This is a genomic window from Chryseobacterium carnipullorum, assembly GCF_900142785.1.
GTDB classification, from domain to species: Bacteria; Bacteroidota; Bacteroidia; order Flavobacteriales; family Weeksellaceae; genus Chryseobacterium; species Chryseobacterium carnipullorum.
In genome coordinates this window covers 294,634-306,345 of record NZ_FRCD01000002.1, presented here as the reverse complement: position 1 = coordinate 306,345, position 11,712 = coordinate 294,634, and the positions used below count along the sequence as shown (strand labels likewise).

The window sequence follows — 11,712 nt, the reverse complement described above, 5'->3', positions numbered from 1 at the left end:
ATTTTACAGATCCTGATCTCCAATTTTTTCAATTTCCAGAGAAGGTTTACTGATATTTTCCTTTAAAAATTTTCTTTCAAGAAGCTTATACACTCCATATACCGCTGCAATGGAAATGACCCAGCTGATCATATTGATTAAAGAAAATCCTGTGTAGTCTACTCCGTCAAGGGAATCGGGATCTGTGACACCTTTATAAATTCCGTAAGAGAAACCAAAGAACAGCTGAGTTCCCAGGTATACTCCAATCGCTAAAAGTCCATAGTGCCATTTTGTTTTGCCAAACCTTTCAGCAAGCTGTGCGTAATACCGGTAGGCCCCGATAAGAATAAAAATTGATAACATAATTCGTGTTTTATAGATTAAAAATTCAGGTCTGTCCTGATTTCATTATTCAGTACTTCATCTATTTCCAATAAACACCTGCATTACAAAAGAGAATCAAATAAGTTTTACATGGAAATAGTCGTTACCTGCTAAAATAACATTTTTTTTCATAATGCAAACAAACAGAAAGTGACAGGGAAAATCCTTTGAATTTCTTGTCTTATACAATTACGCCTCTGCCTGTTTTGTCTTTAAAAAACCATTAAACAAGCCAATATTCAATTATTTATCGTGCTGATATGAAGATGAGAGCGTGTTCTTATGGAAATTCATATCCCACGTCCACCAGAAACAATCCGTGACCCGGAGCTGAGGTTCCGGCAGCGTTCCGATGTTTATCTTCAATGATTTTACGAAGATCTTCAGGCTTTATTTTGCCACTTCCAATTTCTACCATGGTTCCTACGATAGCACGGACCATATTTCTGAGGAAACGGTTGGCGGAAACCGTAAACTTAAGTTCTGTTCCATCCTGCTCCCATTCTGCTTTGTACATTTTGCAGATATTGGTTTTGTTGTCCGTTTTTAATTTGGCAAAACTCGTAAAATCCTCATATTCAAACAGAATTTTACAGGCTTCATTCATTTTATTGATATCCAGCGGTCTTTTCCAGTGCTGCCATGCAGATTCCTGGGTAAAAGGATTTTTTGCCAGAGAAATATAATATTCATACGTTCTGTACGTCGCATCGAAACGGGCGTGAAAATCATCTTTTACCTGAAACATTTTTTTTATGGCAATATCAGGCGGAAGAAAACTGTTCAGTTTATAGGGAAGATTCATCACATCCAACTCTTTCTCCGTATCAAAATGGGCAAATATTTTTTTAGCATGAACACCGGTATCCGTTCTTCCGGCACCCGTAGTTTTAATTTCTTCCCTTAAAATAGTGGAAAGTGCTTTTTCCAGCTCTTCCTGTACAGAAATAGCGTCCGGCTGTATCTGATAACCGAAATAATTTTTCCCGTTGTAAGAAAATTCTATAAAGTATCTCAATGTATTAAAATAACTCCACAAAAATACTTTAATTTAATGAAAAGTCTTTCAGAATATTGCTTAAAATCCTTATGAAAATTCCTATTTTTGCAAACGTATGAAAAGATGGTACCTTTATCCTTTTTCCCTTGGTTATCATTTGGTAACGGGTATCCGAAACACAATGTATGATCTGGGAGTTTTTAAAACGACAAAGTTCAAGACTCCGATAATCAATGTCGGAAACCTTTCTGTGGGCGGAAGCGGAAAATCGCCTATGGTGATGTATCTTGCCCAATACCTGTCCAAACATTACAGGACAGGCGTGCTTTCGCGTGGATACGGAAGGTTGAGCAAAGGCTACGAAGTCACGAATTACGACAGCAATTATAAAGTAGTGGGCGATGAAGCCATGCAGCTTTTTGAGCGCTTCAAAAACCGCTTCGTCATTGCCGTGTCAGAAGAAAGGGTTCCAGGAGCCAAAAAGGTGATCGCTGATATGGATCTTGATGTTCTTGTTCTTGATGATGCTTTACAACACAGAGCCATCAAAGCTGGTTTCAACATTCTGATGACTGATTTTAATGACCCTTATTTTAAAGATCATCTTCTTCCGGCCGGAGATTTAAGAGAATCCAGAAACGGGTCAAAAAGGGCAGATATCATTATGGTCAGCAAATGTCCTGATGAACTTACCGAAGAAACCAAACGCTATTATATTTCAAGAATAAAACCGTCATACAATCAGAAGGTCTTCTTTTCATCCATCGGATATGACGAAAATGTGTACGGAAAAGACAAAATGCTTCCGGACAATAACCTGAATTATTATGATATCCTTCTTATCACAGGAATTGCCAATCCAAAACCTCTTCTTGAGCACCTTGCAAAATTCTCAAAGCGGGTGAAGCATTTAAAATTCAGAGACCATCATAATTTTACGGATGATGACATCAAAAAAATTACGGCAGAATATAAAAAATTAGGGGAATACAAACTGATCCTGACTACGGAGAAAGATTATGTACGTCTGAAAACTTTTGATTATCTTAGAGAAATTGTTTACTACTGGCCTATCAATGTCATCATTGATAAAAAGGAAGAATTCAACCAAATCATCTTAGATTATGTTAGAAAAAATTAAGCAGACCGCAGATTTCATTAAAAATATTATCAGGGAAACACCAGACTTCGCGATCATTTTAGGGTCCGGACTGGGAAAACTGCAGGATGAAGTGGAAGCCATCCATATTTTAGAATACCCTGAAATTCCTCATTTCCCCCAGACCACAGTGGTGGGACATGGCGGAAAACTGATCTACGGAATTCTGGAAGGCAAAAAAGTTCTGATGATGAGCGGACGTTTTCATTATTATGAAGGTCATTCTATGGAAACGGTAACTTTTCCCATCAGGGTTTTCCATCTTTTAGGGATAAAGAACCTCATCCTTTCCAATGCTTGCGGCGGTGTAAATCCAGCCTATAACGTTGCAGATATCGTTATTTTAAAAGATCATATCAACATGATGCCTGAACATCCGCTTCGTGGTAAAAATATAGATTCATTCGGACCCCGTTTTGTGGATATGAGCGAGCCGTATAACAAAAAAATGATCGAAATTGCTGAAAAAGCGGCGATGGAAAATAATATTAAAATTCATCAGGGTGTTTATGTGGCCTTACAGGGTCCCACTTTTGAAACGCCTGCAGAATACGGAATGATCAAAGCCATCGGTGGTGATATGGTGGGAATGAGCACTGTTCCGGAGGTCATTGTTGCAAGACATATGGGAATGGATTCTTTCTGCATCTCTGTTATTACTGATCTTGGAGGACCTGACATTGCCTTTGCTGTTTCTCACGAAGAAGTTCTGAATGCTGCCAATAAAGCCATGCCGAATGTGATTGCTGTGGTGAAAGGTCTGGTAAAAAATTATCATAATTCTTTATAGAAATTTTCGATCTCATCAATTTTTCCTAATTCATAAGAAATCAATCTCCAATTGCGTTTCATTGTTTAGCTTTGTATATGAAATTGAAAAAATGAAAAAGTTAGCCTTAATTTTTATGATCAGTGTTTTCGGGGTGAGCTATGCACAGCAGCAACCGAAAGTTCTAAAAACCAGTTTTTCTAAAGAAGCTTTGGTACAAAAGCTCGAAGATGAACAAGGTAAAAATGTGACCATTCAACAAATTCTGGATCAGCATAAGGGAAAAGTTTTAGTGATTGATTTCTGGGCCGGATGGTGCAGAGATTGTTTAAAAGCACTTCCAAAAGCAGAAGAACTTGAGAAAAACAATCCCAATATAGATTTCGTATTCCTGTCACTCGAAAGATCAAAAGAAGGTTTTGACAAAAGTCTGGACAGATTCAATATGAAAGACAAGGATAACTACTGGTTTTCTTCAGGATGGAAAAATGATTTCAATAATTACATTGATCTGAACTGGATTCCAAGATATATGGTGGTGGATCAAAAGTCTTCTATTGCAAAATATTACGCGATTTCACCGGAAGATCCGGAGATCCAGGAAACGATAAACCGTCTTTTGAAATAATGATTACAAGAGTAGCTACAGAACAGGATTTAGAAATCCTTTTAGAATTTGAGCAGGGAATTGTTACTGCAGAAAGACCCTTTAACAGTACCCTTAAAGATGGAGAGATTCACTATTACGATCTTCTTCATCTGATACAATCTGAGGATTCACTGGTACTGGTGACGGAAGATAATAACGAAGTCATCGCATCCGGGTATGCAAAAATCAAACAAACGGAAAATAATTATTCTGATTTTGAAACGTACGCTTATCTGGGTTTTATGTATGTAAAGCCTGAGCACAGAGGAAAGGGAGTTAACAAGTTGATTCTAGACGAACTGATCGGCTGGGCAAAGTCCAAAGACATTCACGAAATAAGGCTGGATGTTTACGCTCAAAACGAATCTGCCTTAAAAGCCTATGAAAAAGCAGGTTTTGAGTCATTAATTGTTACGATGAGAATGAAAACATGATCAGAATTTAATTCAAAATAAATGAATCCATATCTTTGCGGTATGGATTCTTCTTTTCCCACCCGTAAAATAATTCATGTTGATATGGATGCATTTTATGCTTCCGTGGAGCAGCATGATGATCCGTCACTCAAGGGAAAGCCTGTTGCTGTGGGAGGAGAACATCGTGGGGTAGTTTCAGCGGCAAGTTATGAAGCCAGGAAGTACGGAGTGCGCTCTGCTATGCCCAGCAAAACAGCCAAGGAAAAATGTCCGCATCTAATTTTTGTTCCTCCCCGCTTTGCCCGGTATAAAGAAATATCAAAACAGATCCGGGAAATTTTTCATGAATATACGGATCTGGTAGAACCTCTTTCTCTGGACGAGGCCTATCTGGATGTTACGGAGAATAAGAAAGCTATGGAATCTGCCAATCAGATCGCCAAAGAGATTCGTCAGAAAATATTTGAACAGACGGGTTTAACTGCATCTGCGGGAATTTCCGTGAATAAATTTCTGGCGAAAGTAGCTTCCGACATCAATAAGCCGAATGGGCAGAAGACCATTCATCCTGATAGAATTGAAGGTTTTCTTGAAGAACTTCCTGTCGAAAAATTTTATGGTGTAGGAAAAGTTACGGCTAACAAAATGTTTAGTTTAGGTATTTATAAGGGAAAAGATTTAAAGAAACGATCGATAGAAGAACTGACCCGGCTTTTTGGAAAATCGGGAGGTTATTATTACAATGTCGTTCGCGGTATTCATGCTTCCGAAGTGAAACCTCATCGCATTCAGAAAAGTGTAGCGGTAGAAAGAACTTTTTTTGAAGATCTGTTTGATGATCAGGAGATCAATGAAAAACTGGAACATCTGAGTCAGGAACTTCATCAGCGTCTGCAAAAGAATAACATTCTTGGAAGAGCCTTAACTCTGAAAATTAAATACAAAGATTTTTCTCTTTTTACGAGAAGCTTTACAAAGGAGGATTATTTCACTTCTCCTGAGCAATATTTCAACACGGGGAAAAAGCTCTGGGAGCTCAGACCCTTCGATAAACCCGTGAGATTATTGGGCCTTTCCCTCTCCCATCTCAATACAGAAGAAAAAAAACAGATTTCTATTCAACTAAAAATCCCGTTCGAAGAATTTGAAAACCAATAGGTGAAAAATTTTCACTATCTTGTAGGAAACCAACCAAATTACGACTTATGAACGCGACGATGATTCAATTTTTCCACTGGTATTCTGAAGGAAATGGCAAATTATGGAAAGAAGCAGAACAACAGGCCTCCCATCTGGCAAAATTAGGAATCACCTCAGTATGGTTTCCCCCAGCTTATAAAGGAACGAATGGAGGTTATTCAGTAGGATATGATGCCTATGATCTCTATGACCTTGGAGAATTTGATCAGAAAGGAAGTCTTCCCACCAAATACGGTACTCATGACGACTATCTTAAAGCTATTAAAGCTTTAAAAAAACAAGATATCAACATTATCGTTGACATCGTTCTCGGGCATAAGGCCGGGGGCGACGAACTGGAAAAGTTTAAAGCGGTAAAAGTAGACGAAAACAACAGGGAAAAGATTATTTCCGATGTCATGGAAATTGAATCTTATACTAAATTCACCTTTCCCGGAAGAGGAAAAAAATATTCTGATTTTGAATGGAATTTCAACTGTTTCAGCGGGGTGGATTATGCTGAAGGCATGGACTCCCATATTTTCAAAATACAGTCTGAATATGGTAACGACTGGGAAGAGATGATTGACGATGAAAAGGGAAATTATGATTACCTGATGTATAACGACATCGAACACCGGAATCCTTTTGTCCGTGAGGAACTGAACAACTGGGCGGAATGGTATTTTGAACTGACTGATTTTGATGGGGTAAGACTGGATGCCTTAAAACATATTTCTTTTGATTTTTACAAAGAATGGCTGACGATGCTGCGTTCCAATTCAGGAAAAAACATTTTTGCGGTCGGAGAATACTGGGCTCCGGGGCAGCTTAGTCTTCTTCAGAAGTATATTGATGTAACGGAAGGATGCATGAGTCTTTTTGACAGTTCTCTGCAAAATAATTTTCATACCGCTTCCAACGAAGGAAGTTCTTACGATCTCCGAAGAATTTTTGACGAAACCCTTACACAGGCAGATCCTATGCATTCCGTAAGTCTTGTGGATAACCATGACACACAGCCTCTGCAAGATCTTGAAGCTCCTGTGGAAGCGTGGTTTAAACCATTAGCTTATGCCCTGATCCTTCTTCGTGAAAGTGGCTATCCATGTGTTTTCTACCCTGATCTTTACGGTGCGCATTATACTGATAAAGGTGGAGATGGCAATGACCAGGAAATTTTCCTTGAGAAAGTAGACGGTATTGAAGAGCTTCTTACCGCAAGAAAAGACCATGCCTACGGGGCTCAGCGAGATTATTTTGAAGATGCCAATTGCTTGGGCTGGACCCGTGAAGGAGATGATGAACATTCGGGATGTGCTGTTGTCCTGAGCAATAAAGATGCTTACACCAAACCCATGGAAATGGGGAAACGCTATTCCGGAAAAGAATTCTATGATCTGCTTAACAGAAGTAATGAAAAAGTAATGATTGATGACAACGGATGGGGTAATTTCCCGGTTCCGGCAGGCAATGTAAGTGTATGGATTTCTGAGTAAGTCCTGAAATCGATATAAAAAAGCATCCCTGACTCGAAGTTTACCTTCTCTTCTGATCAGGGATGCTTTTTAGTTTTACTAATCCTGTAATTGTTAGCAGAATATATAACGGCAATTCTGTATATTAATGGCCCACTCGCAGCAATATCCATCTTCATTGGAAGTACAGCATACCTTATCGCGGTTGATATCTCCCCCTTTCAGATTCTTAAGTTCCTGACGATCAAGTTTTCGTGCGTTCAGATGTTTTTTTGTTTTCATAGTCATATATTTTAAAATTCGGTTAAAAAAATATAAATAAAATATCCATATTATTAAATAATTACTCAAAATTCAATAATTCAATGCATTTACTTCAAAAATACGAAATACTTACAGGAAATCCCATCCTCCCACTGCTCTCTTGTTTTATTCCAGGTTGATATTTAAAACTCAATTTTCCGGATTTTTAGAATTTCCGGCCTTTCAGACTTATCCGATATCTTTCCTGTTCTGGCAAACTCTGCCCAAAGTGCTCTCAATTTTTCTCCATTCTCATGCACAAATTCCCATGGAATATCTTTCAGTAGTTCTGCCAATTCCCATGCCGATTCATTTCCAAAAATCAATGGAAGATCAATACAGTGAGCAGCGCCAATATGATTATATTCCGGCTTTGAATGAATCCTGAACAGATAGACATTTCCTCCTGCCCTGGCGTAATTTTCCGCAAACTCTTCTGCAGGTTTTCCATAGATGAATTCAGTTGTTTTTCTTACTGCCTTATCCAATATTTTTAATCCGATGCCTTTTCCGAAATACTTATTTAAAGCATCGGAAGTTTTGAGATAAAATGCAGTTTCATTATCATTTAAACCCATAAGAACATCATATTTCCCTGCCTTTAATTTCCATGTATCAAGGGCCTCGTTTTCCTGACATAAAGGGGGAAAACCATACTGCGTTCCGAACGGCATAGCTGCTTTCAGCCCGTATTTGATGACAGCCGGCACATGTTTCCGATATTCTTCCGCTATTTTTAAGACATCTGGTTCACTGCTAAGAAATTCTGTTTTCTTAAGGAACTCCGCGGACATTTTTTGTCTGGTATGGCGCAATCCCAAAGGGGCACTCTGGATAATCACCCGCTGAAACAGGTCATCCACTCCTTCAGAGATCATCAGATGGGCAATGGCATCTCCTCCTGAAGACTGTCCTAAAAGGGTAATATTCTGAGCATCACCACCAAAATCTGAAATATAGGTTTTGATCCACTTTAATGCTTCAATGATATCAAATAATCCGAGATTAGGAGGTCTGTTTTCATCACCGCCCAGGAAACCGAAAATTCCAAGTCGGTAGGAAACAGTAACCACTATAATCTGCTGTTCTTTTACCCAGTCACCAGGATCAGAAGTAGGAAGATCACCACATCCGATTTCATGAGAACCCCCATGAATCCAAACGACAACGGGAAATTTCTCTTGGTCTGTAAAGATTTCAGGGCGGAAAACAGAAAGAAACTGGGTAGATTCATCAGGTTCAAAATTTTCAATTTGGGTGGGTCCAATCATCTTTTCTACCAGCGGGCTTATAGTCTGCGGACAAACCGGTGTTTTATGAGGAAATACTATTTCTGATTCCAAAGGCTTTTCCGGAACAGGTCTTTTGAACCTTTCAGAATGGGCATAACGGATGCTTTTGGCTTTAATAACACCGTTCTCTTTTAATGCGATAATTTTCCCAAAGGAGGTCTGAAAAATGTGAGTTTTTGTCTGTGGAACTATCATTTTAAAAACTTTGAAAAATTTTATCTATTAAAATTAATTTAGTTTTTTGAAATGGGAAAATTTATTGGGGAAATTGTTGGCTTCAGCTTTAATGCCTGAAACGCTAAAATTTTTATAACTGTATCGTTTGGAGCGGAAAGGCGTTAACACTCAGCAAAGGCCGATTTAAACACAAATTCCGCTAATTTTTCACACCAATGTTCACAAATGATTCTGGATAAAAAATGTGGTATTGGTGAAAATATCTGTTCTAACCGTGTTTTAAAATGATCAGTTTAAAGTTTTATATTCACTGGGTGAAACCCCGACTTTGGCTTTAAATAATCTTGTGAAATGCTGCGGATATTTAAATCCAAGATCATAAGAAATTTCACTGATGGATTTTGACGGATTTAAGATCTGTTCTTTCGCTGCATCGATCAGTTTATTATGAATAAATTCCTGAGCGGAAACTCCTAATTCTTTTTTGATCAGGTCACCGAAATAATTGGCAGAAAGGTTAAGTTTTTCGGCAAAATAATTGACCATCGGAAAACCAATGTTTTTAGGATTATCGGATTTAAAATAATCATCAACCAGATTTTCAAATTTTCCGATCACGCCCTGATTGACATGGTCTCTTGTAATGAACTGACGATCATAGAAACGCATGCAGTAATTGAGGAACAATTCAATATTGTTGACGATCAATGATTTGCTGTGTTTGTCAATGGACTGCTCAAGTTCAAGTCTTATATTTTTAAAACATTCCAAAACAATTTCTCTTTCTTTTTCTGAGAGGTGCAAAGCTTCGTGAACGTCATAGGAAAAGAAACTGTAATCATTGATATTTTTTCCCAGATTCGTTCCTTTAATCAGATCAGGATGAAACAGCAATGCATATCCGCCCGGCTGTATTGATTTTCCGTCATTATTTACTCCGCTTACCTGTCCTGGAGCAATGAAGACCAGCGTTCCTTCCTGATAATCATAGCTGTGCTTGCCGTAATGCATATCGCCGCAGATCACATCTTTCAGAAAAACCGTATAAAAGGTATACGTTCTACGGTACTGGCAAATAGGATCTGATTTTGAAAAATCGACCACACTTACCAGCGGATGCAGGGTTTCATTATTAACCATTTTATTATAATCTGAAACGCTCTTCACTTGATCAACTTCCTGATCTTCCATTGACTATGTTTTTAATCTTATTCAAAATTACCACTTTCTGACCTATCTTTTATGATGTCTGTAAAATTGGTAGGTATTTCGGTAATCTGTATAAGCTGTGTTTATTTAAAAGTATCGAATTTTGTACCGTTATGGAAACAGTGAATACCAACATTTTTTCCAAAGGAGAAAAAGCCCCCGAAGCCTATTTTTCCGGAGGAACAGCATGGGTGCAGATTTTAAAACCCAATGAAGATGATCTGAACTGCCAGATCGGAAATGTTATTTTTGAGCCCGGATGCAGAAATAACTGGCATTCTCACGGCGGCGGACAGATTTTAATCGTAACTTCAGGAACAGGATTTTATCAGGAAAAAGGAAAACCGGCTCAGGTATTGCGTGCAGGAGATGTGGTGAATATTCTTCCCGATATCATCCACTGGCACGGTGCAGCTCCAGACAGTGAGTTTACGCATATCGCGATTAATCCCAATACTCAAAACGGTATTGTGGAATGGCTGGAACCTGTAAGTGACATAGAATACAATAATTTATAACTCAACTTAATTAACTTAAATCGAATAAACCAATGAGCACATTAACAGTAAAAGCCTACGGAGCTGAGTCTACCACGGCAGACCTGAAGGAAATGAATATTGAAAGAAGAGAAACAACTCCGAAAGATGTAGAGATTGAAATTCTATATTGCGGAGTATGCCACTCTGATCTTCATACTGCCAGAAATGACTGGGGCGGATCTTTGTATCCTGTAGTTCCCGGACATGAAATCGTAGGAAGAATTACCAGGGTAGGAAGTGAAGTTTCTAAATTCAAAGTAGGTGATCTTGCAGCAGTAGGATGTATGGTGGATTCATGCGGACACTGTGACAGCTGTAAGCAGGATCTTGAACAATATTGTTTAAACGGATTTACAGGAACTTATAACGGGAAGGATAAACATTTAGGAGGTCATACTTTTGGAGGATATTCTCAGAAAGTGGTGGTTGATGAGCATTTTGTTTTAAGTGTCCCTGAAAATTTAGATCTGGCTGCAGTGGCACCCCTTTTATGTGCGGGTATTACGACATGGTCTCCATTGAGACATTGGAAAGTAGGACCGAACTCTAAAGTTGCTGTTGTAGGTTTAGGCGGATTGGGACATATGGCGATCAAACTGGCGAAAGGACTGGGCGCAGAAGTAACTCTGTTCTCAAGAACTCCGGGAAAAACGGAAGACGCCAAGCAATTGGGTGCTGATCACGTAGTGATTTCTACTGATGATTCACAAATGGATACGGTAAAGGGAAAATTTGATCTGATCATCGATACGGTTCCTTATGAGCACGATGTGAATCCTTATATGCAGACGCTTACGCTGAACGGAACTTTGGTTCTGGTAGGATTTGTAGGTGAATTCCAGGAGACGGAGGTGAGCACAAGACCGATGATCTTCCAACGCCGTTCTGTTGCAGGTTCATTAATCGGAGGTATTGCTGAGACTCAGGAATTACTTGATTTCTGTGGAAAACATAATATCGTATCAGATATAGAACTGATCAAAATGCAGGATATCAATCAGGCTTATGAAAGAATGATTAAAAGTGATGTGAAATACCGCTTTGTAATAGATATGCAATCTTTGTAATGACTCGTATATTTTAACGAAAAGACTGTCTTTGGGCAGTCTTTTTTATTTACAGCATTACATGATTTTCAGATTTGACCTAGTCATACGATCTTTGTATAATGATTAA

At 38.6% G+C, this 11,712-nt stretch carries 13 protein-coding genes; 8 read left to right on the top strand and 5 right to left on the bottom strand.

The window, feature by feature from the left end; all coding sequences use genetic code 11:
* Window positions 1–3 precede the first annotated feature (3 nt).
* Window positions 4–345: a hypothetical protein gene (locus BUC06_RS03540; RefSeq protein ID WP_073329792.1), complete on the bottom strand. Its 342-nt coding sequence runs from the start codon at window positions 343–345 to the stop codon at window positions 4–6.
* 301 nt (window positions 346–646) lie between these two features.
* Window positions 647–1,384 carry a tRNA pseudouridine(38-40) synthase TruA gene (gene truA, locus BUC06_RS03535; protein ID WP_073329789.1) on the bottom strand — a complete coding sequence of 246 codons (738 nt, stop codon included), beginning with the start codon at window positions 1,382–1,384 and terminating at the stop codon, window positions 647–649.
* Window positions 1,385–1,481: 97 nt separating this feature from the next.
* On the opposite strand from truA, the gene lpxK reads away from it, so the two are divergent.
* The 6 genes from lpxK (at window position 1,482) to BUC06_RS03505 (ending at window position 7,037) form a co-directional block, all read left to right on the top strand.
* Window positions 1,482–2,507 (top strand): tetraacyldisaccharide 4'-kinase, encoded by a 1,026-nt coding sequence (gene lpxK, locus BUC06_RS03530; RefSeq protein WP_073329786.1) that lies wholly within the window; start codon window positions 1,482–1,484, stop codon window positions 2,505–2,507.
* Window positions 2,491–3,315 (top strand): purine-nucleoside phosphorylase, encoded by an 825-nt coding sequence (locus BUC06_RS03525; RefSeq protein WP_073329783.1) that lies wholly within the window; start codon window positions 2,491–2,493, stop codon window positions 3,313–3,315. Before lpxK ends, BUC06_RS03525 begins: the two co-directional genes overlap by 17 nt.
* A gap of 91 nt (window positions 3,316–3,406) precedes the next feature.
* Window positions 3,407–3,922 (top strand): TlpA family protein disulfide reductase, encoded by a 516-nt coding sequence (locus BUC06_RS03520; RefSeq protein ID WP_073329780.1) that lies wholly within the window; start codon window positions 3,407–3,409, stop codon window positions 3,920–3,922.
* Window positions 3,922–4,377, top strand: a complete 456-nt coding sequence (locus tag BUC06_RS03515) for a GNAT family N-acetyltransferase (protein WP_073329777.1) — start codon at window positions 3,922–3,924, stop codon at window positions 4,375–4,377. Before BUC06_RS03520 ends, BUC06_RS03515 begins: the two co-directional genes overlap by 1 nt.
* 42 nt (window positions 4,378–4,419) lie before the next feature.
* Window positions 4,420–5,517, top strand: a complete 1,098-nt coding sequence (gene dinB, locus BUC06_RS03510; protein WP_073329774.1) for a DNA polymerase IV — start codon at window positions 4,420–4,422, stop codon at window positions 5,515–5,517.
* A 47-nt stretch (window positions 5,518–5,564) separates the two neighbouring features.
* Window positions 5,565–7,037: an alpha-amylase gene (locus tag BUC06_RS03505; RefSeq protein WP_073329771.1), complete on the top strand. Its 1,473-nt coding sequence runs from the start codon at window positions 5,565–5,567 to the stop codon at window positions 7,035–7,037.
* Window positions 7,038–7,130: 93 nt separating this feature from the next.
* On the opposite strand, the gene BUC06_RS23725 is transcribed toward BUC06_RS03505, so the two are convergent.
* The 3 genes from BUC06_RS23725 to BUC06_RS03495 form a co-directional block, all read right to left on the bottom strand.
* Window positions 7,131–7,298 (bottom strand): hypothetical protein, encoded by a 168-nt coding sequence (locus BUC06_RS23725; RefSeq protein ID WP_164466085.1) that lies wholly within the window; start codon window positions 7,296–7,298, stop codon window positions 7,131–7,133.
* Window positions 7,299–7,462: 164 nt separating this feature from the next.
* Window positions 7,463–8,806, bottom strand: a complete 1,344-nt coding sequence (locus tag BUC06_RS03500) for a carboxylesterase family protein (RefSeq protein ID WP_073329768.1) — start codon at window positions 8,804–8,806, stop codon at window positions 7,463–7,465.
* Between the two features lie 270 nt (window positions 8,807–9,076).
* Window positions 9,077–9,979 (bottom strand): helix-turn-helix domain-containing protein, encoded by a 903-nt coding sequence (locus BUC06_RS03495; RefSeq protein ID WP_073329764.1) that lies wholly within the window; start codon window positions 9,977–9,979, stop codon window positions 9,077–9,079.
* A 131-nt stretch (window positions 9,980–10,110) separates the two neighbouring features.
* Between BUC06_RS03495 and BUC06_RS03490 the strand changes: the two genes are divergently transcribed.
* Window positions 10,111–10,515 carry a cupin domain-containing protein gene (locus BUC06_RS03490; RefSeq protein WP_073329761.1) on the top strand — a complete coding sequence of 135 codons (405 nt, stop codon included), beginning with the start codon at window positions 10,111–10,113 and terminating at the stop codon, window positions 10,513–10,515.
* Between the two features lie 32 nt (window positions 10,516–10,547).
* Window positions 10,548–11,603 (top strand): NAD(P)-dependent alcohol dehydrogenase, encoded by a 1,056-nt coding sequence (locus BUC06_RS03485; protein WP_083563928.1) that lies wholly within the window; start codon window positions 10,548–10,550, stop codon window positions 11,601–11,603.
* Window positions 11,604–11,712: the final 109 nt, after the last annotated feature.

Excerpts from the sequence above, each read along its gene's own strand:
- BUC06_RS03540 (WP_073329792.1), bottom strand. The coding sequence starts at position 345 with ATGTTATCAATTTTTATTCTTATCGGGGCCTACCGGTATTACGCACAG.
- lpxK (WP_073329786.1), top strand. The coding sequence starts at position 1,482 with ATGAAAAGATGGTACCTTTATCCTTTTTCCCTTGGTTATCATTTGGTA.
- BUC06_RS03525 (WP_073329783.1), top strand. The coding sequence starts at position 2,491 with ATGTTAGAAAAAATTAAGCAGACCGCAGATTTCATTAAAAATATTATC.
- BUC06_RS03520 (WP_073329780.1), top strand. The coding sequence starts at position 3,407 with ATGAAAAAGTTAGCCTTAATTTTTATGATCAGTGTTTTCGGGGTGAGC.
- BUC06_RS03515 (WP_073329777.1), top strand. The coding sequence starts at position 3,922 with ATGATTACAAGAGTAGCTACAGAACAGGATTTAGAAATCCTTTTAGAA.
- dinB (WP_073329774.1), top strand. The coding sequence starts at position 4,420 with ATGGATTCTTCTTTTCCCACCCGTAAAATAATTCATGTTGATATGGAT.
- BUC06_RS03505 (WP_073329771.1), top strand. The coding sequence starts at position 5,565 with ATGAACGCGACGATGATTCAATTTTTCCACTGGTATTCTGAAGGAAAT.
- BUC06_RS23725 (WP_164466085.1), bottom strand. The coding sequence starts at position 7,298 with ATGAAAACAAAAAAACATCTGAACGCACGAAAACTTGATCGTCAGGAA.
- BUC06_RS03500 (WP_073329768.1), bottom strand. The coding sequence starts at position 8,806 with ATGATAGTTCCACAGACAAAAACTCACATTTTTCAGACCTCCTTTGGG.
- BUC06_RS03495 (WP_073329764.1), bottom strand. The coding sequence starts at position 9,979 with ATGGAAGATCAGGAAGTTGATCAAGTGAAGAGCGTTTCAGATTATAAT.
- BUC06_RS03490 (WP_073329761.1), top strand. The coding sequence starts at position 10,111 with ATGGAAACAGTGAATACCAACATTTTTTCCAAAGGAGAAAAAGCCCCC.
- BUC06_RS03485 (WP_083563928.1), top strand. The coding sequence starts at position 10,548 with ATGAGCACATTAACAGTAAAAGCCTACGGAGCTGAGTCTACCACGGCA.